The organism is Halobacterium sp. NMX12-1 (genome assembly GCF_040435975.1).
Classification (GTDB): Archaea; Halobacteriota; Halobacteria; order Halobacteriales; family Halobacteriaceae; genus Halobacterium; species Halobacterium hubeiense.
In genome coordinates this window covers 159,405-182,042 of record NZ_CP159204.1, presented here as the reverse complement: position 1 = coordinate 182,042, position 22,638 = coordinate 159,405, and the positions used below count along the sequence as shown (strand labels likewise).

Below are 22,638 nucleotides of genomic sequence, written 5' to 3'. Positions count from 1 at the left end.
GATGTACGGGGGGGTTCCCGCAACCACACTCCGCAGTGGAAACGACCCCGAGATTCAGACCTCCCGGATGCGGGTCACTCCGACCCCTGTTTCAACTGGCCCCGCAGACCCGAACCCGTTTGCGGGACGGAGGGAAGCATGAGCGGCAACCGTCTCGCGGGTGACGACGGGAGCGAGTCACGGTCGAAAGCCGACGAGCGCGCCGAGACGCGGCTGTCCGGCACGCTCCTACAGCGCTTCGAGACCTTCCGCGACGACCACGGCGTCAGCGAAGCCCAGCTACTCCGCGACGCTCTCGACGACTACCTCCCCGAAGCCGAAACGAGCGAGTACGTCGTTCCCCGCGACCCCGACCTCCGCGACGCCTACACCACGCTCGCTTCCCCGGACAAGAAGCGGTACATGTCCGTCGAGAAGGTCGAGAACATCTTGACCAGCACGTCCCACCCGAACACACCGAAAGACCTGATTCGGGAGGACGTCATCGAACCCCTCGACGACGGCGGCCTGCTCAACGTTGGTGGCGGGATGGTCGTAGTCGACCCCCTCACTCGGAAAGAAGACGCTTTCGGCGCCGACGAAACCGAAGACGACGGAAGAGACACCGCGCCCGCTGACGCCGTCGAGGAGGCGAGCGAGCAGATGGACGCTCTCGAAGCAGCCGAACCGGAGGCCGCAGACTGATGCTGGCGTTCCTGAAGTGGCTCGGCCGGCGAGGGCGTTGCGTCGTCACGGGCCACACGCTCCGCCCCGGCCGCGTCTACTACGGTCCGGCGAACAGCGTCCTTCCGGGATACATCTGCGAGCGCTGTGGGAAGACGCAGCTGCTCGCGTGGCGCTGGCAGGAGGTTGACGATGCCGAGTAGCGACGAGAGTGCGGAGGTCGGCCGTGGAGGTAAGCACTGCCTGGACTTGTTCGCCGGCCTCGGTGGTCTCTCGGCGGCCTTCGAGGACGCCGACGACTGGCGCGTCACGACCGTCGACATCAACCCGGACTTTGACCCGGACGTCCGGGCAGACATCCGCGACCTCGCGCCGACCGACCTCCCGACGGACGTCGACGTGATACTCGCCGGCCACCCCTGCACGCAGTTCTCGGTCGCTGGCAACCACGACGCCTGGGACTTCGAGACGAGAGAACCGCAGACGGGTGCCGCGCGGGACGCTATCGCGTCGGTCTACCACACGCTCGGCCTCATCAAAGGCCTGAATCCGACGTACTGGTTCCTCGAAAACCCGCGCGGACGGCTTCGCTGGTTCCTCGGGAAGCCGCGAGGAACGGTGACGTACTGTCAGTACGGCTCAGACTGGCAGAAACCGACCGACCTCTGGGGCGAGCATCCCCCCGGTTTCGAGTATCGGTCGTGCTCGCCAGGCGAGCCGTGCCACGAGACCACGCCGCAGGACGACGACGATTCCGGGTGCCTCGCCAACAGTATGCGCGACCCAGCGAAACGCGCGAAAGCGCCCTACGCGCTCTCGGAGGCGATTCTCGACGCCGTCGAGGGGCGTGCTCGCCAGCAGGCCCTAACCGAGGTGACACCCGTTGTCGAGTGAGGACTTCGACCGCGGAGACACTCGCGACCTCGTTGACCTGCTCGCGCGGGGACTGTGGTCCCGTGATGGGCGACCGTGGCAGTTCCGCTTGAACAATCACGCGCTGGTAGAGGGGTACGAGACACGCCCTCGCCGTCCGTACTTCCCTCCGGCCGAAAATCAGTAGAACGCTCTTTCTCGCCTTCTCAGGCCGTTACCGTCGGTTCTGCTTGCTGGCAGAACGCGGATTTCTCCATGTACGCCGGGAAGTCGTGAACGTCGGTCCGCACGACCTGCCACGCGCCCCGGTCGAAGCGCTCGACGCGCATCATCGTATCCGCGATTTCCAGGGGTTCGCCGCCTTTCCCGCCCGTTACAACTCCTTCGTCGCGTAGTTCATCGAGCGGTATCGAAACGCCTGCCGACGTACCGCCGATGGACACCAACTGATTCATCGCCATGACTACAGCAATACCCTCGCACAGTAGCCCGTTAAGACTTACTGAGACTTTAGTCCGACTCAAGTAATCCACGCCGCTTTGCGCCTCTCGCGCCTGTTCCTGCGGCGAGGTGAACCGTGTCCATCGAGGTTGAGTTCGGGAGTATGGAGACCGCCGACGAGTACCGGCGCGAACACGAACAGTACATCTGTCCCGTCGATGACGACGCGCGCCGCAAGACCGTCGCGTTCGTCTCTGACACGCCCGACTGGCTGCTCGACCGCGCACAGGTCGAGGCCGCCAGCAGCCGCGACGAGCGCACCGCCGACGGCGGCCAGGTCGAGCTGACCGACAGCGAGAAAGACCGCCTCGGGCCGTTCACCGGCTCGAACAACTACCGGAAGGCCGCGGCCGTGAAGGGCGTGATGCTCGACGCGGGCGTCGACGACTGGACGAGCTACTACGACGCGACGCTGACCGTCGACGAGCACCGCGACCTCGCCGACCGTGCCGCCCGCGAAGGTGGCGGTGGTCGTCGCCTCGACGCCGAGGACAGCACCGACGAACGCCTCAGCCGCGCCGAATCGGCGATGGGCGAGGAGTGCGACCACGCCCGCGACCACTGCGAGCACGGCGACCCCGACGCCTGCGAGTTCCTCACCGACGCCTGCGGCTACGACGACGACGAAGTAGCCGCGATTCTCGACGAGGACGACCCCGACAGCGAGCAGGACATCGAGGGCGAGGCGGCAGGCGCGCTCGGTCGAGCGTGGCAGGGCTACAAGGCCGCCATCGCGCGACTCTCGCAGGAGATCGACGACGCCCTGGAGGCGAAGCGGAACGCCGAGCAGGCGGCCGCCGCCATCAACGCGATTCGCGCCGACCACGGCCAGGAACCAATCGAACTGGAACGACTCGAAGAGCTAAGCGACCGGCTCGCGGTCGAGGGCGAGCGCGCCCACGACGCCGAGGGCCACACCGAGCAACAGAACTCATGAAACTCACCATCACCGACCCCAGCGAAGGCAACCCAGGAAGTACAGGCTACTACAGCGCCGAAATCTCGCGGAACGGCACAATCGAAGCCTGCGTAGAGGTGACTCCGCAGTACCTCGCCGAACACCTTCCAAGCGTCGAGGAGCCGGACGACCTCGCGGAGTTCTTCGAGGAGGCCGCGGCAGGTGCTCGCGCGATGACTGACGCCGTTGACGACCTCGAATGACACTGAAGCCACACTGGTGCCCGGTCGACGAGTGCGACTTCGGCGTCGACGCCGAGCGCTCACTCGGCTCGGTGCGCTCACACATCAACGCCGAGACCAGCGAGGGCCACGACTGGAACGCCCTCAAAGAAGAGGTGCACAACCAAGAGCAGCGAGAAGGCGCCGAAGAGCAGGGCGAAGCAGGCGAAACCTCGCCTTCAGAGCAGGGAGAAACGCCCCCAGAAAGCGCTGCTACCGACGGCTCCGGCGACGAAGAGGCAGAACCGGACGGAGAGCAGTCTGAAGGCGGCGAATCCTCGCCTTCAGAGCAGGACGAAAACGGCTCTGACATGGCTACACAGGACGAGTACGAGCAACAGCACTCGGAGAGCAGCGACGAAGGCGGCGACAAAGGCGAGTCGTCGGGCGATTCGCCTAGCGACGGCGAGCAATCGCCTACAGGCGATGAGAGCAGCGGCGAAAGCGGGGGTGTGCCCGCGCCGAGCACCCAGACAGTGCTGCTCGTCGTCGGCGCCGTCGCGGTCGCCGCGGCCATCTACTGGTTCGTGCTCCGCGACGACGACAGCGCGCCATCCGGCAGTACGGCCAGCGTCGACGCTGACAGCGACGAGGAGAGCAGCGAGACCGAGCAGAACGAGACGGAGGAACTCTGGGAATGAGCGACGCCGAGCAAGCCCAGAAGGCAGAAGGCGCCGAAGAGCAGCCCGAAGCAAGCGAAACCAGCGAGAACGACAGCGGCGAGCAGCCCGACATCGATCCCGACGAGCAAGCCGACATGGGCGGGCTCGCCGACCTCGCCGAGCAGGTCGAGGAAGAAGCCGGCGCCGAGGTCAAGGACGACCAGGAGGACAGCGACACCGACGACGACAGCGAGGACAGGAACCTCGCGACGGGGGACACGGCCGCGCCCGGCGGCTCGACGACCAACTGGGGCGACCTCTACGTCGGCACCGTCACCACCGGCCTGAACGCCGTCATCGACGAGTACGGCCACGACGACGCCGACCACATCAGCGAAGACCTCGCCCGCGACCTCCACCTCGACGAGTACGTAGACGACTGGATGGCCGAGCAGGGCAAAGCCGAGATGGACCCCGCCCAGGGGATGCTCATCGCCACCGCCGCGCTCGCCATGACCGTGCTCGTCAGCCGCACCGACCTCCCGAGTAAGGCCCTCAGCAAAGCAAAATCCGACGACTCCGACGACGATGTTTGACCAACTCCAAGAAACCGTAACGCAGCAGACCGGCGCACAGATGTTCGACCGCTTCCGCCCCCAGATGCAGGCGCTGTCCCAGGTCGTCGCGCAACGAGAGCGCGCCCAACTCGAGCTCGCGCAACGCCTCGCCGACGCCTCCGACGCCGACGTGAGCGTTGACGAACTGCCGGACGTCGAAGAGCGCGCCACCCAGCTCGAAACGATGGCCGAACGCGCCAGCCAAGCCGACCTCGTCGGCTGGTACTTTGAAGAATTCGCGCCCGACCACCTCGACAACTCCGAGAAAGCGGTCGCGTACGCCGGCCTGAACGACGACGAATGGGGGAACCAGAAAGAGGCGTGGGCGAAGAACTACCGCAGTACGTCGCCCGAGGCGAAGTCGTTCAGCGACGACGACCTCGCCGCCGTCCACGTCGAGAACACGTTCGGCGTTCCTCTCGAAGAGTTCGAGGCCAACGTCGTCGACTTCCGCCCATCGGAGGCGATTCAGGACGTACTGACGACGAACCTGCGGACGGTCGAAGCCGTGATGGCCACCGTCGCGGAAGACATGGAGGGCGGGGCGTGACGTACACCGACTTCGACAGCGACGGCCTCGCCGACGAACTCGCCCTCGCAGTGGCGCTGTTCCTCACCCTGATGGCCGCCTGGGAGGTCATCCAGTCGGTCACGTCGAGCAGCGAGCCCGCACCGCGAACCGAGCAGTCAGTGACACTCGGCGAGGACGCCCTCCGGCGCCTCGAAGACGGCGAACCCGTCACCGTCCAGCGCTGGCACGGCGGCGACCTCGAGCTCACTGGCGCCCAGGTCATCGACGTCCAGCCCGTCGAGGACGAATCCGATGACTGACAACCGCCTCCCGGGCTCATTGAAGCCCGAGCCCCACGTTCCCGGTGTAGACCTCTACGCCTGCGAACGCCCTGGTCGGTGGGTCGGTGTCGCGGACGGCTCACTCTACGCTGACGCGATTAACGGCCTTTGGATAGAGGGCTACAATCTCCGTGTCGTTCCCATCGACGGCGGCAAAATGCAGATACAAGTCCGAGAAGGCATGTCTGAGAGTATCCGCGACGCCTACGAAGAGGAGGACTAAGCCGTGCACGGGCTCTTCGGGGCGAAATCGGGCTGGGGGAAGTCGTGGTACCTGCAAGCGTGGATGGAGACGAACGCGCCGCGGTACGACTACTTCGTCTGCCTCGACTACGCCGACGAGTACCGCGGTCTCGTGAAGTCCGGGCTCGCCGCCCACTACATCATCGGCCCGAAGGAAGCCGCCGCGTGGGGCGTCGACGAGTACGAACAGGCGCTTCGCCAGAACCCGCGCCTCATCCTCGCCCGCCACGAGTTGACGCCGGAGGTGTGGCGCGAGCAGGTCGTCGCGCCGGTCATCACAGCCGCGCGACGGCTCGCGCAGTCGTCGGGCTCGTCGTCAGCGTTGACGGTCATCGACGAGGCGCACTGGGCAGCCCCGCAGGACGCCAAACTCCCGGACATCATCAAGGGGATGGCGACGACCGGGCGCGGCGAGGGCTCGTCGAGCCTCTGGGCGACCCAGCGACTCACGGAAATCGACGAGACCATCATCGGGAACGTGATGTTCCAGATTCTCGGCGGCTACACCGCGTCAGGCGACCTCAACAAGGTCGGCGACGCCGTCGAGTACCCGCAGGAGTTCCACAACCCGAACGCGATGAACCTCCCGAGTGCCGTCCCTGAATCGCTGAAAGTCGACGGCGACAGCATCCCGCTGCGGAAGTTCACGGAGGGCGAGGGCGACGACAAACAGACTATCGGGAGCGAGTGGATTCAGAGCGACGACGAAGGCGAAATCACGCGCATCGACACGCGAAACGTGCAGATGGAGGCAACGCACTACGGCGACGAGGGGATGAAGCTCATCGCACCCGGCACGGAGGACTAAGATGGCGAAACCAAGCGAATCAATCACGCTCTACGGCGACAAGGCCGAGTTGTTCCGCGAGATTCAGGAGGAGATGGCCGAGGAGAAGGGCTGGGAGCCCGGCAACTCCGAGACCGTCGCGGAGATGATGGCCGACTGGTACCAAGAAAACCGCCGCTGACACCCAGCGGGTTCCCGCGCCTCCCGTCGCCTCCTCGCGCCTTCTCGCGCTATCTAAGCCGCATTCGTACAAACAGGCCGGGGCTCGGCTTAGTCGCATCATGGCAGCTACCGAAGACGCGATGGACGCGCTCGACGAACTCGCCGACCCCGAATTCTGGTCCCAGGCCGGGGCCGTATTCGCCGGGTTCGTCGGCCCGACCGTCGCCCGCAACCTCATCGAACCGAACACCAGCTACGACATCCCCGACGAAGCGTACGGCGCGCTCGTCGTCGCTGGCGCACAGTACTCCCCTGCCTACTCGCGCGAACTCATGCTCGGCGGCGGCCTCTACTCCGTCGACAAGTTCGCCGAACGCATGGACCTCAAGCAGCACATCACGGAGGTCGGTAACTGATGGCGCAGTCCGCGAACATTTTCCTCGACGAGGGCCAGACCGGCCCCGGCGTCGAAGCACAGGCGAACGACGCCGGCCACGAGAGTCAGGTACTCTCCTACAAGCCAGACCGCGGGACCGCCATCAGCATCCTCAACGCCGTCGCCGCCGGCTCGTCCGTCGGCGTCCCCGTCGCGATGAAGCTCCGCGACACCAACGGCAACCTCATCCCGACGAACTCCACGGTGTACTTCGCCGTCAAGCGAGCCGGCCAGAGTTCCTTCCACCGCATCAGCGAGGAAGTCACCGGCCTCGGCCACTGGCACCGCACCGACCTCACGACCCAGCTCAACACCGACAACATCGACAACTCGAAAGTCGAGCTACAGTATCCGGAAGCGTCCGGCAAGACGGGTACGCCGAGCAACGTTACGGTCCGCGACATCGACGAGGTCGCGGTCATGCTCGTCTCGCAGGTCGAGATCGACCCCGCCGAGACCGTCATTCAGGTGGACACCGACGCAACTGAAGGCCCCTTCAGCCGGTAACCATGTCCGGAAACGTCAAGCAGCGGCTGCAGGAGACGCCGCGCCGAAAGCGCAACCTCGACCCACGGGCCTTCAACTGGTCCGTAAATCAGAACGGCGTTCGCTCCCGCGTCGCTCGACTTCGCGCGGACGTTGCACACAAGATTCTCGGCCGGGGCGCGGGCGAATCCCTGGAATTCGCGCTGCCCGCGTACGAATCCTTCGAGACCGACGGGAGCGCAGGCGACCAAGAAAGCTTCACGCTCTCGCACGGCGTCATCGAATCGCCGAACACCGACCCGGTCGTAGTGTGGCTGGACGGCGACTACTACGGCCAGCCCGACAACGACGACTACGCCGACACCGGGAACATCAGCGTCACCGACGACGGAACAAACTCGACGGTCCACGTCTTCTACATCCCGAACAAGGCGGGAACGGTGGAAATCGAGAAGGCCGTTGATGGCTCGACCTCGAAGAGCCAGAATCTCAAGACGGTCTCGGTGAAGAACATCCACCGGAAGAACCTCAGCGAGGAGGGCGTGTACTTCGAGTTCAACAGCCCCGGCCAAGAGTACGAGGGGTTCATCGCGGGCGACATGACCCTCGACGTGTACGCCGACGTGCCGTACATCGTCCGCTACGAAGACCCCGACGGGGACGGCGCCGTTGCGACGAACGCACTCCTGAACTTCGCGACGCTTCAGGCACAGGACACCGTGAACGGCTTCAAGGCCGCCGTCACGGGCGAGATGTAACCCCTCGGGGTAGACATCATGAACTCCAATCTTTGGGACGAACACGAGACGACGAGCGACAGCACCGACGCGACCGCGTCGGCCACTGCCTCGACCACGGACGCCGGGGGCGAGCAGTCGCCAGTGGCGGCCGCCGTCGACGCATCGTCGTGGAGCCGCGAGGACATCGAACTCGCGCTTCAGGTCGTGCAGGTTGTGCTGCTCGCCGTCTGGGTCGTCCACACCTACAACCATGAGTAAGGACACCGACGACGCAACGACGTGGAAGGAACAGCGCGTACAAGCCACTATCTCCGGGGAGAAGAAGCCAATCGACGAGAGTACGAAACGGCAGGCTGAACGCCGCCGGGAGGGGCTCTGATGCCCGACCTCGTCCCCGAACCGAAGGTGAGCGACCGGCCGTTCTGCGAGCCAACGAGCGTGCTGCTCGGCAGCAACACGGAAGCGACGCTACGCTTCGAACCCGTTCAGAACAACGCAGAGTTCCGCATCGGCACGGTCGCGATGAGCAAGCGCCCCGAATCCGAGTACGTCGTCCGGATGGACGACGAGACCGTGTACGGCCCGGCGCCGATTCCACCCACCGACATCGACGACCTACAGGTGACGTTCATCCCGGCCCGCGCGTTCGAGCAGTCGCTGGAGCTGACCGTGCGGAACCTTCAGAACACCACCGGCCAGCGGCGGTACAGCATCCAGCCGCTGGGCTACGAGGTGATGAGCTGATGGCGGGCGAGACCTACGGCGACTACACGCTCAACAAGCGCGCCGGCGGGGAAAGCGGGCTAACTGACGGCGAGGAGGACATCAGTGGCGACGGCGTTGAGAGCCCCCTCGCTGACGCAACCGCGTTCACGCTGTACCTCGGCGTCGACACGGCGACCGCCATCGACGTGTCGGTATTCCTCTCACCCGACGGCGACTGGTGGTATGAACCCGACGAGTCGCCCGTAAGCGTGGCATCTGACGACGCCAGCGCGGTCGAGCACATCCCGTACAACGCCGCCGCCGTCCGGCTGGTCGGCAACAACACGACGCCAGTCCGCGCCCAAATCAGGGAGGTGGTCTAAGATGGGGGTCTGGGCCAGTGGCTCGCAGTTCGCGGGCTACGACTACGTCCAAGCAAGCGAGCCGCCGAATCCCGAGGAGGGAGAGACGTGGTACGACATCGAAGCCAACCGCGCCGGCGTCTACACCGGCACCCAGTGGGCCGAGATGACCGTCACCGACCACGGCCAACTCGCCGGCATCACCGACAGCGCCCACCACAATCCCGTCTCCGTGGAGGGGCCGCTCCGGTTGTCCAGCGGGCAGGTCTTGGACCTCGCCGCCGCGGATGGCCTGACGCTGGACGCAGACGGCCAGCTACGCGTCGCCTCGAACGCGGTCACGCCGTCGATGCTGAACTTCGACCCGGCGACGCAGACGGAACTCGACAGCCACACCTCCGACACCACCAACCCGCACAACGTGTCGGACGACCAGACGGGCGCGGCGACCGCGCTCAACAACCACGCGGGGGACGCGGACGCCCACCACCCCCAATATACGGACAGCGATGCGCAAAACGCCGTCGGGGACGTGTCTGTCACAACCGCTGACGTGGAGGGGTCGCGCTCGTTCAACACGCAGTACACCAATAACACGGGTGGCCCGATATTTGTCCATGCCGTCGCGGAGGTATCGGACACCGCCGACACCATGCAAATGGACGCCGACGTAAATGGGTTTAGGCTGTCATACTTTGATGACAGTATATCCGCAGGAGCGGGGCTCATCCGCCGGCCTATGCAGTTCTACGTCCCTGCGGGTGATACCTACGAGGTCGGTGTCTCGGTGAGTGGCGACTCGCCATCGCTGGCGTACTGGCACGAGCAACAGATAGGGCTATCGTAACATGGTAAACATCGACAGCGCGGCCTCTGAGGGCCGCACGACCACGAACGGAGGGACCGCCTGATGGGGATTTGGAAGAGCTTCTCCAACGTCGGTTGGAGTTGGAACAACGAGGACGGAGAGCTAAATCCCGGCGAAGACGTGACGGTGACCATCTTCCAGCATATGGACGAGGTTGACCGGCACTCGCGGGATGTCCGCATCGGGGAGACCGTCGTCGCCGAAGGTGCGACCGCGGCGAGCCAGATGAGTGAGGTCATCGTGAACGCGCCGCAAGTCTCGGAGACGCGAACGCTGCCGGTCTACTACGGCGATACAAAGATTGGGTCCGTTACCATCCATCCGGGGACCGCGGAGACAGAGGGGAAGTCAGCCGCCGAACGCGGATACACGGAGGACGCTGAGACCTACAATCACGACGTTTCTGAGCCGTCGTCGAGCCAGCCCGTCGAAGAGCCCGAGGTTGACCCGGCCGACCAGCCGGGGCTCGTCCACGCCGACAACGAGCAGGGATTCGCGCTCGCGCCCAGCATGGAGGACGATTACTCGGACGCAGACGCGCTCATCGAGGACGCCCAAGACGGCACGCTGGATGTTCTCGACGGCGGCAGCGACTCGGACAGCTCTAGTTCGGGTAACTCGGACAGCTCTAGTTCGGGCGGCTCGGACAGCTCTGGCTCGGATAACTCGGATAGCTCCAGCTCAGACACGACCAGTTCCAACGACTCGTCGACGCAGTCCAGCAGCGGGCCCGGAAGCGCCGAGATACAGGTCCTCGCCGTGCTCGGGCTCATCGCGGTCATCCCCATCTACCAGTACCAGTCATGACGCACCACACCAACCCGGCCCGTGAGGGCCACACGACCGCGAATGGAGGTATCGACTGATGGACCGCAAGAAGAAGATGCAGATGGCGTGGGCGCTGCTGCTGGGGCTACTCGGCCTGCTCGCAGCCGGCGGACTGCCGTCGCCCCCAACCTCGTCGCCGTCGCCCACGACCTCACCGAACACCGCGCCGAATACGTACGCGAACCTCGACATCAGCGCCGAGGAAGTCCGCAACCACGACGAAGACGAAACCACGGAGACAGACCCCGACTCAACGCCAGACCCGTGGGTCCCACCGAACGAGGACGACACTGGATCGGGCGACAACTCGCCGTCGCCGACCGGCCCCGGGACTGGCACCGGCACGGGTGACGAGGACTCGACGGGAGACGGCGGACCAGCACCGGAGACTCCCGAAACCCCCGAAGACGTTGACGACGGCACCGACGACGGGGCGCCGGTCGACCCGATTCCCGACTACGTCTGGGACCCGACCGCGCCCCTCGACGACCTGCCCGACGACGGCTCCAGCAGCGACGACGGCGGCTCGTCCAACGATGGCGGAGCGACCAACAACTGGGGACTCATCGGCGACGTTGACGACCTGCCCGGCGACGGCGTCGGCAGCGGCAGCCTCCCGGCCGCCTTCGAGGACGTGACCGGCGACCTCGCCAACCAGTTCGCGACGACCGCCAGCATCCTCGCACTCCCCGCGAGTTCGCTCTATCAGAAGGCCCGCGACCCGGTGACGGACATGGGCCACGAGACCGTCGAGTACGCGAAGGCGAATCCGGGGAAGGCGGTTATCGTCGTCGGTGCAGCGGCGCTCACCGGCGGCGCTATCCTCGTGACCGCCAGCGGCTGGACAGTCGTCGGCAGCGGCGTCTCGTCGTCGCTGGCGTTCGTGGGCGTCCCCCGGATGCAGCCCGATCAGGCGCGCGAGCGCTTCGAGGACTGGACTGGCATCAACGACAGCGACAGCTCGGCGAGCGACCCGGGCGAGACTGACAACGGCACGCCGCTCATGGGGGATGGTCTCTAATGGACACTGACCCGATTTCGGCGGTCGAGGCAGTCGTGTTCCTCGCGCTGATGCTCGCCATCGTCAAAATCGCAGTCGACGCGCTGGAAGCCGCGCCGCTGGGCTTCCAAACGCAGGCCGACGACTACATCGAGGACGCAGCAGACGCCGCTGGCGGCGTCTGGGAGGACTACACCTGATGCCGTGGCCGCAGGTCGTGATGGCCGTCTGCGCCATCATCACGGCGCTGTGCGCACTCGGCACCGTCGGCTACGTCCGCCGCGCCGCTCGCGACGCCCACTGGAGCCGCCGCGCCCTCGAAGGCGAGGAGCACAGCGACGGCCTGATTCAGCGCGTCGCCGAGAACACGCAGCGCTCGAAGCGCAACAAGCGCGTGCTCCGCCGTGAAGGCCTCCGCGCCGACGGCGGCCCCGAATACACCTTCGGTGATTCCGATGAGTGACAGCGAAACCACCGACAACGTCGACGTGCGGCATCGCTTCACCAACGACGGCCTCGCCTACGTGCTCGTCGTCTCGAACGTGGCGCTGCTCGCGGTCGCGCTCGGCGTCGGCGTCGAGGTGCCACAGCTGCTCTGGCAGACGTTCGCGCTCGCGGTCGCACTCTCGACGACGTGGGCGTTCGGGAAGGGTGCGCTGAAAGCCGTCCTCGGCGCCATCAAGGACGGCAACGGAGGCGAACAGCCGTGACGTTCCCCGCCGAGGCCATCCCGGACGGCGCCGTGCTGGCAGTCCATCACCTGATTACGGGGCTGCTAACGGTGCTGCTGGCGGTGTGGGTGGTCGCGGACAACTACGCGCACCGCGAACCGCTGCTCGCGATGGTCGGCGCCGTGTTTGCCCTCGTCGGCTTCCTGCTCGTCTGGAAGTGGTACCCGATGACCGGCGCCGCGATGACGCTGGCCGGCGTCGTGCTCGTGCTACTGGGCGTTTCACTGCCGGGTGGGATGTGGAGCGGCTACCCGCTGACGTGGCGCGTCGTCGCGCTCGCGGGCGGCCTCGTCGCCCTCGACGACGCCGTGAGTCACGCCTTCGGCATCTGGACGCCCCTTGACGCCGGCTGGGGACAGGTCTACCACCTCGTTCCCTGACCAGTAACCGACGTTTCCGTACAGCCTGCACGAAACTCCCTTCTTTTATTACCCTACCACCCATGTACGAGGACATGGGCGACGACACCGTAGCTTGCTACTGCCGAGTCAGTACCGACGACCAGAGCCTCGACCGGCAACTGACCGCGACGCAGGAATACGCTGAGCGCGAGTTCGGCGCAGCGCTGTCCGACCTGAGCATCTACCGCGACAAGTCAACCGGAACGAACACCGAGCGCTCCGGCTACCAAGAGATGATGCAGGACGCCGAAGACGGCGCGCTGAGCGCTGTCGTCGTGCACAGCATCTCCCGCATCTGCCGGTCCATCTCCGACCTCGAACGCACCGCCTCGCGCCTCGAAGACGCCGACACCGAGCTACACATCGTTTCGGAAGGCCTGACTCTCTGTCCTGACGAGCAGGACCCGTACCAGACCGCGCTGTTCCAGTTGCTCGGCGTGTTCGCCGAGCTGGAGGCGAACATGGCCCAGCAGCGCACGAAAGAAGGCATCGCCGCGCGCCAGCAACAGGACGACTACCACCACGGCCGGGCGCCACTCGGCTTCGAGAAAGACGACGGCCGACTCGTCGAGAACGAGGACTACCACGACGTAGTGACCGTTCTGGATATGGTCGCGAAAGACGAGCTCTCGAAGCGCAAAGCTGCGGAACGACTCGACACGTCGCGACCCACGATAAATCGCGCCCTCGACCGCGCCGAACTATACGGACTGTAACGAGCCTTAGGCGGTAGGAGCGCCGAAAGAACTAGAATCCTTGAGTCTGTACCTTCTCCCATGGTGAGACTTGGTTGCATCAACGACGATTGCGACGCAGAGCCCGTTGAACTCCACCTTTCGGACGAACTGAAAGGCAACTATGAGGTGCTGTCGAAGTTCAGCGTTCAGTGTAGTTGCGGCTACCCACGTACCCCCGAGAACCACGACCTCGAAGCAGAAAGCGCGGGAGTGCTTGCAGGCTCGTGGGCGCGATTCGCCGACGACTACCTCGACGACAGTTGCGAATTCACCGCCCCAGCCTAATCCTCGTCGCTGGTTAGATTATCGACCCAGCTCCCGAACGTCTCCCCAATTTTATCGGGGGACGGATTCTCTTCGGTGAGTGCGTCAACGAATTCAGTTGCTTCCTCGGACCGATTCTCGTGTTCCTCCATATCTTGCAGGAACTCGTCGCGGAAGGTTTCTCGAATCTCGTCTAGTGAACGCTCTGAAGAATCGTTATCGCTCATGCTACGCAGGCGAATCACAACGCCGACACTTAACTTTCTAGCAGACAGCGTCGGAATTACCCCCCTCAGTCCAGCACGTAGCCGGGACGTTGCGGGCTCGGCTCGGGCACGATCTGGTCAGCGCGCGCCTCCCCGTCGAGGTACAGCCGCCCCCAGATAGTGAGCGAGAACAAGTCGTAGTCGTCGGTCCACGGCTCAACGTAGCCAGCTTGCGCGAGCACGCGAAGCCGCTCGCGAATCTTCTGCGTGCTCACCGGCCGCCGACGCGACCGCGCGATAGTCCGCGGCGTCGCAGCTGCGTCCGTGTCGAGGTACTCCAGAATCCGGTCGTCGAGCGTCGTCATCCAGTCTCCCGTCCGACGCACGTTCATGCTCCGTTAGCCTCCGTCTCAGACGCACTGATTTCGTACTCTTCGGGGTCCTCGATGAACTCCTCTGCCTCCGCGTCGTACTCGCCTTGGAGGTAAGCTTCGCCAGCCTCTGTAAGCGTGTAGACGCCATTCGGGAGTCGATGGAGTAGTCCATGGTCGGCCATCTTACTCAATCGAGTTGAGATATGGCCTTTCGAGATATGGACTAAACCCGTGTCTAAGATGGTCTTCGGCGAGCTAGGCCCCTCCTTGTCGATTATTTCAAGAATCCGGTCATCCCAGACGCTCTGCCACGAACCGCTGTATCTCATCTTACCTTATTTCGTCACTATCAGACCCTATAAATGCGGAAAATACCGTTTCAAACCTGTTGTATGGTTATAAGCATACTATATCCAATTAGGCACACCATTAGATATATCAAACAGGGGTTGCATTTGGTAGATACGAGACCGCTGGTCGGTGCTGTGTGAAGACTTTTGTCGGGCGAAGAAGGCCGGGACGTGCTGGAACACGTCCCGTAACGCGGTCTTGCGAGGTAGCACATGTACGCAATCGCAACCGCGCAGCCGGGACATCATCCCGGCAACAGCCCAGACGACTCGCCCGCTGAAAAAGCCACCTGTGACCAGTGCGGAGAACGCCGGCCGGACGGCCTGAACGCCGACGGCCGGTCGCTCTGCCGGCAGTGCGCTCGCCGCGTCGACTGCGACCACAACGCCGCTTCTCAGGGTGGTCGCGATGAGTGACGGCGAAGACGCGTTTTCGACGACGGTGAAGCTCACGCGCGGGACGTCGACCGACGACCGCGACACCATCAAGACGACCGTCACCGCGCCCGACGTCGAGATGCTGAATCAGCGCGTCGAGGCCGTCAAGAACTACATGGAGTCGTGGGCCGACGACCTTCGCGACGTCCAGCCCGAGACGAGTCGCCGGACGAGTGAGGACCAGCAGGACCTCGCGAGCGTGAAGCCATGAGCGCTCGCGCGAACGCCGCCGACGAGTGGCGCGCGGCGAGCCTGACGTCCGTCGGCGAGCTGGAGACCGCGACCACGTCGCTCGCCATCGCCCGCGCTCGGCGCAACCACGCGCTGGCCGAGGGGGCGAACTACTCGTGACCGAACGCCGCCGTCGCGACCCCAGCGACCTGACGCCGCGCGAAGCGAAAGAGCGCTACCTGCGGCGCCGCCGCACCGACTCAACCGAGAAGAGCGTTCAGGGCTTCCACAGCCGCCTGAAACTGTTCGTCGAGTGGTGCGAGGGCGTCGGCATCACCCGCATCGGCGACCTCCAGCCCTACGACATCAACGAGTATTACGACATCCGCAGCGGCGATGTCGCCCCCAGCACCGTCGAGGGCGAGATGTATACGCTCAAGAAGTTCTGCGAGTTCCTGGAGCAGCTCGGCGCCGTCGACGACGACCTCGCCGAGAAGGTGCCCATTCCCGACGTTCCCGAGGAAGCCCGGTCCAGCGACACGAAACTCGACAGCGACCAAGCGCTCGCGCTCATCAACTTCCACCGGAACAACCCGGCGACATTCGGGACACGCGCCCACGTCTTCCTCGAACTCGCGTGGTACACCGGCGCCCGACAGGGCGGCCTTCGCGCCCTCGACGTCCGCGACTTCGACCGCGACCAGCACTGCCTCGAATTCCGCCATCGGCCAAGCACCGGCACACCGCTGAAGAACAAGCTCCACGGCGAGCGCGCCGTCGGCATCCCCAGCGAGACGACCCGCGCCGTCTCGCAGTACCTCAACAAGCACCGCTACGAGGTCCACGACGACCACGGCCGCCAGCCGCTTCTCGCGAGCCGGAACGGCCGACCCACCGACAACACCGTCCGCGTCTGGAGCTACCTCGCCACGCTCCCCTGTACGGCCGGCTCCTGCCCGCACGGGAAGGAACCACCGTCCTGCGACTGGACGGAACGCGACCAAGCGAGCAAGTGCCCATCGAGCCGCGCACCCCACCACGTACGCACCGGCTCGATCACGTGGCAACTGAACTCCGGCATCCCCATCGAAGTCGTCTCACAGCGCGTGAACGCCGGCGTCGATGTCATCGAGGAGTATTACGACAAGCCATCGACGGAGGAACTCTGGCGTCGCCGCCGGCAGCAGATGGAACAGCGCCGCAACCACCTCGACAACCTCGACCTCACCGATGACTGACGACACCACACACCCGTTCGGTACAGCACGCGAGAGGGGCCTGAGCCGCCGCGAATCACATTCGTGCCGGCCCACTTCTCCCGCACTCTCGACCGAACAGCGCTCGCTCTGCGCGGTCGCAGCCATCGCTCGCGTGACGAGCGCCGCGAAATAACGAACGTGCCGAGAGAGAAACCGCGTTAGCTACCGGTGCCAATCGTGACTTCTTCCTGCGTCACGACCGTCCGCGAGCCACTGCTTCCGACCGCGGTCACGGTGATTGTCACGTCTTCGCTACTCGTGGCAGTGATTTTTGCACTATTCCCGACGCTACTGAGGTCTGTGTTGAGAACTGGACTGCTGTCTATCTGGACTTCACTAGAGTTACCCGAGACGGAGACGTTCAGGGACTGTGCGTTCCCCTCACTGATCCAGGTGACGCTGGCGTTGCCGTCGTTGGTCTGACTGATGTCTGCCCCTGCCTGTACGTTTTCGCTGACGGAGTCGCCGAAGCCGAGGACGAAGCTGGCGATGACGGCGGCGAGGATGACTGTAATCGCGACCATCAGGATGACGCCGATAACCGGCGACACGCCGCGTTCGTCGAAGTCCGGGGTTTCGAAGCTGATTTTCTTCATGGTGTGTGCTGCACGCGACCGGAACGGCTGCGACGACGAGTCGCCGCGTGTGGAGCTGCCCCCTCCGTTGCCGAATCCGTGCTGGCGGGTGCTATCTGCTCCGTGCACTTAACTTCCATCGCCAAGTGGTACCGCGCTGACGAGTCTCCGTCGTCGCGTCCTCGGCGGGTTCACCGGTCGCGTCAGCGTCGGGTGCGGGACCGCCGCGGCGCTCGCCCGTAAAATAGCATTATTGATAATGCGTGAACGGTTCGCGGGTCGACGTGGTAGAGCGACCAGATGGCCTGCACGAACTGCGGTAACGGGGGAGACGTCCAGGGGTACACGGTCCGGTTCACGCAGGGGAGCGCCGAGCCGACGGAGATGGACCTCGCGCTCTGTCCGGCGTGCGCCGAGGAGTTCAGCGAGGAGCCCGGCATCGAACTGCGGTAGCACCGTTCTGACGCGGATTCCACAGGTTCATATCTCGGGCGCACCGTTTCTCACTCGATTACTGTGAGCGGGGAGTGCGCCACAGCGAACGAGTCGAACGCCGAACAGCAGCCGCGCGTCGTGGTGGTCTGCGGGCTGCCGGGGGCGGGGAAGACGACTGTCGCCGAACACGTCGCCGAGTTGCTCGGCGCGGAGCTACTGCGTACCGACGTCGTTCGGACCGACTTGTTCCCCGAGCCCGAGTACACTGACGCGGAACTCCGCGCGGTCTACGAGGAACTGTTCGAGCGCGCGGCCGCCGTCGTGCGCGGCGGGGACAGCGTCGTCCTCGACGGTACCTTCCAGCACCGCGAGCACCGGGACAGCGTCGAGCACACCGCCGACGACCTCGGCGTGCCGGCGACGCTCGTGAAAGTCGAGTGCGAGGAGGCTGTCGTCGAGGAGCGCATCCGCCAGCGCTCGGACGACGAGAGCGACGCCGACTTCGCCATCCACCAGCAGTACCGCGAGTCCTTCGACGGCATCGAGCGCGAGCACGCCGTCGTGGACAACTCCGGCGGGCTGGACTCGACCCGCGAGCAGGTCGAAGCGCTGTTCTGAGCCAGAAGACTTTCACGCGTTCTCGCTCGAAGCCGAATCGTGCGACGAACACTAGTAGCTGTAGCGCTCGCGGCGCTCGTGGCGACCGCGGGCTGTGCGGCGTTCGGCGGCGGCGACACCGACACCGACGCGGCGCCGACCGACGACGTAGTGGAACCGAGCGACCCCGCGGCGAACGCGACGGGCGTGAACCAGTCCATCCGGCTGTCCGTCGAGGACTCCGTCGCGGGCAGCGAGTGGACCTCCCTCTCCGTGGAGTACCCGCGCGAGAACTTCACCGTCGAGAGCGCGCAACACGAGAACGTCTCGCTGGGCGTCGACACCGACGGTGACGGCGAACTCGACGAGCAGTTCAACGAGACTCACATTAGCGGCGTCAACAACAACGCCTACTCGTTCACCGTCGAACTCGACACCGGCTACACGCTGGCGTCCGGTGACGTGGTCGTCGTCGAGTACCCGGCCGTGAACAACCCCGCCGAGCCCGGCAACTACACGGTCAGCGTGACGCTCAACGACGAGCAGACGACCAACGCCACGGTCACCGTCGAGTAGCCCGCGCGCTCGCGGCAGCCTTTTTTCCGCGCGGCGCGAACCCAGGTCCGTGACCGACGAGGACTCGCCAGTCGACCCGTTGGCGTGGGAGACGACGAGCCGCAGCGTCGCCTACGAGTGCCCGGGGTTCGAGGTCGCCCACGAGGAGGTCCGGCTGCCGGACGGCACGGAGACGGACTTCGACTACCTCGTGGACGACCCCGCGGTCGTCCTGCTGGCGTTCACGCCCGACGGCGACGTGGTGCTCGTCGAGGAGTGGCGGCAGGCCGTCGGCCGCGTCAACCGCGGGTTGCCGGCGGGCGGCGTCGAGGACGAGGACGCGGACCTCGCGGCGGCCGCGCACCGCGAACTCGCGGAGGAGACCGGCTACGAGGCGGACAGCGTGGAGAAGTTCGCGGAGTTCGAGCCGACGAACGGCGTCGCGGACGCCGTCCACCACTACTTCCTCGCGGAGGGGTGTCGGCCGACTGGCGAGCAAGATTTGGACTTCAACGAGTCAATTCGCGTGACCACCCAGTCCTACGACGACCTGCTCGAAGCCGTCGGCGACGGCGAGATTCGGGACGGCCGCACCGCGCTCGGCGTGCTGAACCACGAACTCGGGTAGCCGCCGTCTTTATCGCGGCCGACCGCGACACTCCGGTATGGGCGTCATCGTCTACGAGGACCCCGAGGGCGGGGTCACCGACTGGCAGACCAGCGACTCGAATATCGGCTTCAACGACGACACCGGCCACTGGCTGGTGACCACGGAGGACGGCCGCACCGTCCGCCGCATCCCCCGCGAGCGCGTGTTCTACGTCGAGACCAGCGAGTGAGAAGAAACCCTTACGCGCGGGCGCTGGCTACCGGAGGGTAATGAGAGAGGTCTTCGAGGTGACCGCGCAGGACGGCGCGGCCCGCATCGGCGAGCTGGAGGTGCCGCGGGCGGGCGTGACCGTCGAGACGCCGACGCTGATGCCGGTCGTCAACCCGAACCTGATAACCGTCGAGCCGTCCCGCTTCCCGGAGTTCGGCGCGGAGATGCTCATCACGAACTCCTACATCATCAACAACGACCCGGACCTCCACGAGCGCGCCCGCGAGGAGGGGCTCCACGAGATGCTGGGCTTCGACGGCGCCATCATGACCGACTCCGGGAGCTTCCAGCTCGCGGAGTACGGCGAGATAGAGACGACGACCGAGGAGATTCTCCAGTTCCAGCACGACGTCGGCAGCGACATCGGGACGCCCGTGGACATCCCGACGCCGCCGGACGCCAGCCGCGAGCAGGCCGAAGAGGAACTCGCGACCACGCAGGAGCGCCTCGAACTCGCCGAGACCGTGGACGTCGGCGACATGCTCGTGAACGCGCCCGTGCAGGGCGCGACGTACCCGGACCTCCGCGAAGAGGCCGCCCGGCACGCGTACAACACGGACCTCGACTTGTTCCCCGTGGGCGCGGTCGTGCCGATGATGAACCAGTACCGCTACGACGACGTCGCCGAGACCGTCCTCGCCGCGAAGCGCGGGCTCGGCCGGGACGCGCCGGTCCACCTCTTCGGCGCGGGCCACCCGATGATGTTCGCGCTCGCCGCGGCGCTGGGCTGCGACCTCCTCGACTCGGCGGCGTACGCTATCTACGCCCGCGACGACCGCTACCTCACCGTCCACGGCACCGAACACCTCGACAGCCTCCACTACTTCCCCTGCGAGTGCCCGGTCTGCACCGAGCACACGCCCGACGAGGTCGAGCGCATGGGCGACGCCGCGCGCGAGGAACTGCTCGCCGAGCACAACCTCCACGTCTCCTTCGGCGAACTCCGACGCGTCAAGCAGGCCATCAAGTCCGGGAACCTGATGGAACTCGTGGAAGCCCGCGCGCACGCTCATCCCCGCACCCTCGATGGGTTCCGCGCGCTCCTCGACCACAGCGAGCAGCTGGAGCAGACCGACCCCGCGAGCAAGGACGCCTTCTTCTACACCTCGGCGGACAGCGCGCGCCGCCCGGAGGTCGTGCGCCACCACCGCCGGCTCGAACGCCTCTCCCCGGAGGGCGACGTGCTCCTCACCGAGGGCTCGGGGAACGACCGCTTCGACGAGTGGTGGAACGTCCTCCCGCCGTTCGGCCCCTACCCGCGCTCGCTGTCCACGACGTACCCGCTGACCGCCGAGACGCCCGACCGGATGGACCGCGCGGGCTACGAGGCGGCCGCCGACGGCGTCGCCGCGCTCGCCGAAGCCAACCCCGAGACGGAGTTCACGCTCGCGCACCGCGGGTGGCCCGACTCCGCGCTGGACCGCGTGCCCGCTCGCGTCGAGACTGTGGACATCTCGGCAGAAGACTAGGCGAACGCCAGCAGTGCTTCGGACAGCTGCAGGAAGATTTTCCCGTCGGTCACGACCGGACTCGGACAGTAGCCGGGTAGCGGCCGCGAACGCTTCACGGAGCCGTCTTGGAGGTCGAGTACCGAGAGTGCCGTCCGGTCGTTGGTCGTGCAGACGAACACCTCGCCGTCCACGACCGTCGGTTTCGAGAGCCCTTTCGCGCCCTCGGGTGGTTCCACGCGCCAGCGCCGGTCGCCCGAGGCGACGTCGACGGCGTGGAGCGCGTCCGGCCGCGAGTCGACGCGGTACTCGTTGACGAGCAGCGTGCCGCCGGCGGCGGCGCCGACCTCGAACCAGTACACTGTGGCCCCCTCCTTCGACTCGACCATCGCGGGGGACCTCGGGTACGTCCACAGGTGCTCGCCGGCAGCCGCGTCGAGCGCCGCGACGCGGCGCTTGTCGCTGTTCCACGTCCCGACGAATGCTCGCTCGTCTGTGACGATGGGACCGTTTTGCACGTGGTGGTTGACGGGGTAGTCCCAGCGCGTGCTCCCGTCCGCGGGGTCGAGGGCGTACAGCCTCCCGAGTGACGTGGCGAATACGCCGTGCCGCGGGTGGAACGACCGCACGACGAGGCGCTCGTCGTCCACACGCGTCGTCCACAGACCCTCTCCGGTGCGTGCGTCGTAGACGTGGAGTTTTCCGGTACTCCGGTTTCCATAGTAGAGGCGTCCGGCGCCGACGGTCCAGCCGCCCCGTGGCGGGTCCGAGACGTGCCACGCGACTTCGCCGCTCTGCGCCGCCGCCAGCCCGAGCGGGGCGGTTTGAGTCTGGACGAACCGATAGTAGGCGCCGTCGCCGGGCGCGAGTACGCGAGGCCGTCTCGTCGATGTCTCGGCGGTGTACTCGTGCTGCCAGTCTCGCTCGCCGTCGTGGAGTGCGAACGCGTCGAGCCGAGCGTGGCGGGCGTCGGTACTCGCGGTGTAGACGCTACCGTTCGACGCTACAGGTAGTGCACGCTCGAATACGCGCTCGAATGACTGCCGCCACTGCTCGTCGAACTCGCCGTCCGGCGTGCTCTCGGGCGGCGGATTCCGGGTTCTCTGTGGGTCGTAGTCGGGGTACGGCCACTCGGTGTCGGCCCACGCGAGCGGTGCGGGGTCGGGCGGGGACTCGGTGTCGAAACGGGGGCGAGCGACGTAGCCGCCCGCGAGCCCTGCGAGGAGGCCGCCGCTGGCGGCGAGCACGTCGCGTCTGGAGGGCGAGCGCATCGCCGGTGGTTGTCGCATCGCCGACAAGTGCTTTCCGTCGAA

Annotated in this window: 42 protein-coding genes; 36 read left to right on the top strand and 6 right to left on the bottom strand. The window is 65.8% G+C overall.

What is annotated here, in order from left to right; translation table 11 throughout:
* The first annotated feature begins 138 nt into the window (after positions 1-138).
* The 3 genes from ABSL23_RS02360 to ABSL23_RS02350 are packed head-to-tail and all read left to right on the top strand — an operon-like array spanning position 139 to position 1,557.
* Entirely contained in the window at positions 139-684 is a 546-nt protein-coding gene (locus ABSL23_RS02360; RefSeq protein ID WP_353634618.1) for a hypothetical protein, read from the top strand.
* Positions 684-866 carry a hypothetical protein gene (locus ABSL23_RS02355; RefSeq protein ID WP_353634617.1) on the top strand — a complete coding sequence of 61 codons (183 nt, stop codon included), beginning with the start codon at positions 684-686 and terminating at the stop codon, positions 864-866. Before ABSL23_RS02360 ends, ABSL23_RS02355 begins: the two co-directional genes overlap by 1 nt.
* The gene (locus ABSL23_RS02350; protein ID WP_353634616.1) at positions 856-1,557 is read left to right on the top strand and encodes a DNA cytosine methyltransferase; all 702 of its coding nucleotides are present in this window, start codon (positions 856-858) and stop codon (positions 1,555-1,557) included. Before ABSL23_RS02355 ends, ABSL23_RS02350 begins: the two co-directional genes overlap by 11 nt.
* 185 nt (positions 1,558-1,742) lie before the next feature.
* Here ABSL23_RS02350 and ABSL23_RS02345 read toward each other — a convergent pair whose 3' ends face one another.
* Positions 1,743-1,997, bottom strand: a complete 255-nt coding sequence (locus tag ABSL23_RS02345) for a hypothetical protein (RefSeq protein ID WP_353634615.1) — start codon at positions 1,995-1,997, stop codon at positions 1,743-1,745.
* A gap of 116 nt (positions 1,998-2,113) precedes the next feature.
* Here ABSL23_RS02345 and ABSL23_RS02340 point away from each other — a divergent pair, with 116 nt between their 5' ends.
* The 24 genes from ABSL23_RS02340 (at position 2,114) to ABSL23_RS02225 (ending at position 13,752) form a co-directional block, all read left to right on the top strand.
* Entirely contained in the window at positions 2,114-2,974 is an 861-nt protein-coding gene (locus ABSL23_RS02340; protein ID WP_353634614.1) for a hypothetical protein, read from the top strand.
* On the top strand, positions 2,971-3,198 hold the full coding sequence (locus ABSL23_RS02335) for a hypothetical protein (protein WP_353634613.1): 228 nt from the start codon (positions 2,971-2,973) through the stop codon (positions 3,196-3,198). Before ABSL23_RS02340 ends, ABSL23_RS02335 begins: the two co-directional genes overlap by 4 nt.
* Positions 3,195-3,857, top strand: a complete 663-nt coding sequence (locus tag ABSL23_RS02330) for a hypothetical protein (protein WP_353634612.1) — start codon at positions 3,195-3,197, stop codon at positions 3,855-3,857. Before ABSL23_RS02335 ends, ABSL23_RS02330 begins: the two co-directional genes overlap by 4 nt.
* Complete coding sequence (locus ABSL23_RS02325; protein WP_353634611.1) at positions 3,854-4,414, top strand: hypothetical protein; 561 nt, start codon at positions 3,854-3,856, stop codon at positions 4,412-4,414. Before ABSL23_RS02330 ends, ABSL23_RS02325 begins: the two co-directional genes overlap by 4 nt.
* Entirely contained in the window at positions 4,407-4,985 is a 579-nt protein-coding gene (locus ABSL23_RS02320) for a hypothetical protein (protein WP_353634610.1), read from the top strand. The genes ABSL23_RS02325 and ABSL23_RS02320 overlap by 8 nt, the downstream gene beginning before the upstream one ends.
* Positions 4,982-5,266 carry a hypothetical protein gene (locus ABSL23_RS02315; RefSeq protein WP_353634609.1) on the top strand — a complete coding sequence of 95 codons (285 nt, stop codon included), beginning with the start codon at positions 4,982-4,984 and terminating at the stop codon, positions 5,264-5,266. Before ABSL23_RS02320 ends, ABSL23_RS02315 begins: the two co-directional genes overlap by 4 nt.
* Positions 5,259-5,510, top strand: a complete 252-nt coding sequence (locus ABSL23_RS02310) for a hypothetical protein (protein WP_353634608.1) — start codon at positions 5,259-5,261, stop codon at positions 5,508-5,510. The genes ABSL23_RS02315 and ABSL23_RS02310 overlap by 8 nt, the downstream gene beginning before the upstream one ends.
* Before the next feature lie 3 nt (positions 5,511-5,513).
* Positions 5,514-6,338: an ATP-binding protein gene (locus ABSL23_RS02305; protein WP_353634607.1), complete on the top strand. Its 825-nt coding sequence runs from the start codon at positions 5,514-5,516 to the stop codon at positions 6,336-6,338.
* Between the two features lies 1 nt (position 6,339).
* On the top strand, positions 6,340-6,498 hold the full coding sequence (locus ABSL23_RS02300) for a hypothetical protein (protein WP_353634606.1): 159 nt from the start codon (positions 6,340-6,342) through the stop codon (positions 6,496-6,498).
* Positions 6,499-6,598: 100 nt separating this feature from the next.
* Positions 6,599-6,895: a hypothetical protein gene (locus ABSL23_RS02295; protein ID WP_353634605.1), complete on the top strand. Its 297-nt coding sequence runs from the start codon at positions 6,599-6,601 to the stop codon at positions 6,893-6,895.
* Positions 6,895-7,422, top strand: coding sequence for a hypothetical protein (locus ABSL23_RS02290; RefSeq protein WP_353634604.1), 528 nt, complete (start codon positions 6,895-6,897; stop codon positions 7,420-7,422). Before ABSL23_RS02295 ends, ABSL23_RS02290 begins: the two co-directional genes overlap by 1 nt.
* 2 nt (positions 7,423-7,424) lie before the next feature.
* The gene (locus tag ABSL23_RS02285) at positions 7,425-8,159 is read left to right on the top strand and encodes a hypothetical protein (RefSeq protein WP_353634603.1); all 735 of its coding nucleotides are present in this window, start codon (positions 7,425-7,427) and stop codon (positions 8,157-8,159) included.
* Positions 8,160-8,177: 18 nt separating this feature from the next.
* Positions 8,178-8,399 (top strand): hypothetical protein, encoded by a 222-nt coding sequence (locus ABSL23_RS02280; RefSeq protein WP_353634602.1) that lies wholly within the window; start codon positions 8,178-8,180, stop codon positions 8,397-8,399.
* The gene (locus ABSL23_RS02275; RefSeq protein ID WP_353634601.1) at positions 8,392-8,520 is read left to right on the top strand and encodes a hypothetical protein; all 129 of its coding nucleotides are present in this window, start codon (positions 8,392-8,394) and stop codon (positions 8,518-8,520) included. The genes ABSL23_RS02280 and ABSL23_RS02275 overlap by 8 nt, the downstream gene beginning before the upstream one ends.
* Positions 8,520-8,885 (top strand): hypothetical protein, encoded by a 366-nt coding sequence (locus tag ABSL23_RS02270; RefSeq protein WP_353634600.1) that lies wholly within the window; start codon positions 8,520-8,522, stop codon positions 8,883-8,885. The genes ABSL23_RS02275 and ABSL23_RS02270 overlap by 1 nt, the downstream gene beginning before the upstream one ends.
* Positions 8,885-9,229: a hypothetical protein gene (locus tag ABSL23_RS02265; protein WP_353634599.1), complete on the top strand. Its 345-nt coding sequence runs from the start codon at positions 8,885-8,887 to the stop codon at positions 9,227-9,229. The genes ABSL23_RS02270 and ABSL23_RS02265 overlap by 1 nt, the downstream gene beginning before the upstream one ends.
* A gap of 1 nt (position 9,230) precedes the next feature.
* The gene (locus tag ABSL23_RS02260; RefSeq protein WP_353634598.1) at positions 9,231-10,055 is read left to right on the top strand and encodes a hypothetical protein; all 825 of its coding nucleotides are present in this window, start codon (positions 9,231-9,233) and stop codon (positions 10,053-10,055) included.
* Positions 10,056-10,118: 63 nt separating this feature from the next.
* A complete protein-coding gene (locus tag ABSL23_RS02255) occupies positions 10,119-10,883 on the top strand; it encodes a hypothetical protein (protein ID WP_353634597.1) in 765 nt (254 codons plus the stop codon).
* A 58-nt stretch (positions 10,884-10,941) separates the two neighbouring features.
* Positions 10,942-11,925 carry a hypothetical protein gene (locus ABSL23_RS02250; RefSeq protein ID WP_353634596.1) on the top strand — a complete coding sequence of 328 codons (984 nt, stop codon included), beginning with the start codon at positions 10,942-10,944 and terminating at the stop codon, positions 11,923-11,925.
* Positions 11,925-12,104 (top strand): hypothetical protein, encoded by a 180-nt coding sequence (locus tag ABSL23_RS02245; protein ID WP_353634595.1) that lies wholly within the window; start codon positions 11,925-11,927, stop codon positions 12,102-12,104. The genes ABSL23_RS02250 and ABSL23_RS02245 overlap by 1 nt, the downstream gene beginning before the upstream one ends.
* On the top strand, positions 12,104-12,367 hold the full coding sequence (locus ABSL23_RS02240; RefSeq protein WP_353634594.1) for a hypothetical protein: 264 nt from the start codon (positions 12,104-12,106) through the stop codon (positions 12,365-12,367). Before ABSL23_RS02245 ends, ABSL23_RS02240 begins: the two co-directional genes overlap by 1 nt.
* Complete coding sequence (locus ABSL23_RS02235) at positions 12,360-12,614, top strand: hypothetical protein (RefSeq protein WP_353634593.1); 255 nt, start codon at positions 12,360-12,362, stop codon at positions 12,612-12,614. Before ABSL23_RS02240 ends, ABSL23_RS02235 begins: the two co-directional genes overlap by 8 nt.
* Positions 12,611-13,015, top strand: coding sequence for a hypothetical protein (locus tag ABSL23_RS02230; protein ID WP_353634592.1), 405 nt, complete (start codon positions 12,611-12,613; stop codon positions 13,013-13,015). Before ABSL23_RS02235 ends, ABSL23_RS02230 begins: the two co-directional genes overlap by 4 nt.
* A gap of 74 nt (positions 13,016-13,089) precedes the next feature.
* A complete protein-coding gene (locus ABSL23_RS02225) occupies positions 13,090-13,752 on the top strand; it encodes a recombinase family protein (RefSeq protein WP_353634591.1) in 663 nt (220 codons plus the stop codon).
* 302 nt (positions 13,753-14,054) lie between these two features.
* Here the strand turns inward: ABSL23_RS02225 and ABSL23_RS02220 are convergent, their stop codons facing one another.
* The 3 genes from ABSL23_RS02220 to ABSL23_RS02210 all read right to left on the bottom strand — a co-directional run bounded on the left by ABSL23_RS02220 (position 14,055) and on the right by ABSL23_RS02210 (position 14,946).
* Positions 14,055-14,264 (bottom strand): hypothetical protein, encoded by a 210-nt coding sequence (locus ABSL23_RS02220; protein WP_353634590.1) that lies wholly within the window; start codon positions 14,262-14,264, stop codon positions 14,055-14,057.
* A 65-nt stretch (positions 14,265-14,329) separates the two neighbouring features.
* Positions 14,330-14,635, bottom strand: coding sequence for a repressor phrH2 (locus tag ABSL23_RS02215; RefSeq protein WP_353634589.1), 306 nt, complete (start codon positions 14,633-14,635; stop codon positions 14,330-14,332).
* Positions 14,632-14,946 carry a hypothetical protein gene (locus tag ABSL23_RS02210; RefSeq protein ID WP_353634588.1) on the bottom strand — a complete coding sequence of 105 codons (315 nt, stop codon included), beginning with the start codon at positions 14,944-14,946 and terminating at the stop codon, positions 14,632-14,634. Before ABSL23_RS02210 ends, ABSL23_RS02215 begins: the two co-directional genes overlap by 4 nt.
* Positions 14,947-15,376: 430 nt before the next feature.
* Here ABSL23_RS02210 and ABSL23_RS02205 point away from each other — a divergent pair, with 430 nt between their 5' ends.
* Genes ABSL23_RS02205 through ABSL23_RS02195 form a run of 3 tightly spaced genes read left to right on the top strand, consistent with a single transcriptional unit; the run spans position 15,377 to position 16,814 of the window.
* Positions 15,377-15,616, top strand: coding sequence for a hypothetical protein (locus ABSL23_RS02205; protein ID WP_353634587.1), 240 nt, complete (start codon positions 15,377-15,379; stop codon positions 15,614-15,616).
* A complete protein-coding gene (locus ABSL23_RS02200) occupies positions 15,613-15,756 on the top strand; it encodes a hypothetical protein (RefSeq protein ID WP_353634586.1) in 144 nt (47 codons plus the stop codon). The genes ABSL23_RS02205 and ABSL23_RS02200 overlap by 4 nt, the downstream gene beginning before the upstream one ends.
* A complete protein-coding gene (locus ABSL23_RS02195) occupies positions 15,753-16,814 on the top strand; it encodes a tyrosine-type recombinase/integrase (protein WP_353634585.1) in 1,062 nt (353 codons plus the stop codon). Before ABSL23_RS02200 ends, ABSL23_RS02195 begins: the two co-directional genes overlap by 4 nt.
* Positions 16,815-16,993: 179 nt before the next feature.
* Here ABSL23_RS02195 and ABSL23_RS02190 read toward each other — a convergent pair whose 3' ends face one another.
* Positions 16,994-17,431 carry a type IV pilin gene (locus tag ABSL23_RS02190; RefSeq protein WP_353634584.1) on the bottom strand — a complete coding sequence of 146 codons (438 nt, stop codon included), beginning with the start codon at positions 17,429-17,431 and terminating at the stop codon, positions 16,994-16,996.
* Between the two features lie 279 nt (positions 17,432-17,710).
* Between ABSL23_RS02190 and ABSL23_RS02185 the strand changes: the two genes are divergently transcribed.
* The 6 genes from ABSL23_RS02185 to tgtA all read left to right on the top strand — a co-directional run bounded on the left by ABSL23_RS02185 (position 17,711) and on the right by tgtA (position 21,346).
* Complete coding sequence (locus tag ABSL23_RS02185; protein ID WP_353634583.1) at positions 17,711-17,863, top strand: hypothetical protein; 153 nt, start codon at positions 17,711-17,713, stop codon at positions 17,861-17,863.
* A 63-nt stretch (positions 17,864-17,926) separates the two neighbouring features.
* On the top strand, positions 17,927-18,463 hold the full coding sequence (locus ABSL23_RS02180) for an AAA family ATPase (RefSeq protein WP_353634582.1): 537 nt from the start codon (positions 17,927-17,929) through the stop codon (positions 18,461-18,463).
* Positions 18,464-18,502: 39 nt separating this feature from the next.
* Complete coding sequence (locus ABSL23_RS02175) at positions 18,503-19,018, top strand: hypothetical protein (RefSeq protein ID WP_353634581.1); 516 nt, start codon at positions 18,503-18,505, stop codon at positions 19,016-19,018.
* A gap of 49 nt (positions 19,019-19,067) precedes the next feature.
* Positions 19,068-19,625 (top strand): NUDIX hydrolase, encoded by a 558-nt coding sequence (locus ABSL23_RS02170; RefSeq protein ID WP_353634580.1) that lies wholly within the window; start codon positions 19,068-19,070, stop codon positions 19,623-19,625.
* 37 nt (positions 19,626-19,662) lie between these two features.
* Complete coding sequence (locus ABSL23_RS02165) at positions 19,663-19,836, top strand: hypothetical protein (protein ID WP_169793411.1); 174 nt, start codon at positions 19,663-19,665, stop codon at positions 19,834-19,836.
* A gap of 40 nt (positions 19,837-19,876) precedes the next feature.
* Positions 19,877-21,346, top strand: coding sequence for a tRNA guanosine(15) transglycosylase TgtA (gene tgtA / locus ABSL23_RS02160; protein ID WP_353634579.1), 1,470 nt, complete (start codon positions 19,877-19,879; stop codon positions 21,344-21,346).
* Here tgtA and ABSL23_RS02155 read toward each other — a convergent pair.
* Entirely contained in the window at positions 21,343-22,614 is a 1,272-nt protein-coding gene (locus ABSL23_RS02155) for a PQQ-binding-like beta-propeller repeat protein (protein ID WP_353634578.1), read from the bottom strand. The genes tgtA and ABSL23_RS02155 overlap by 4 nt on opposite strands.
* Positions 22,615-22,638 lie beyond the last annotated feature (24 nt).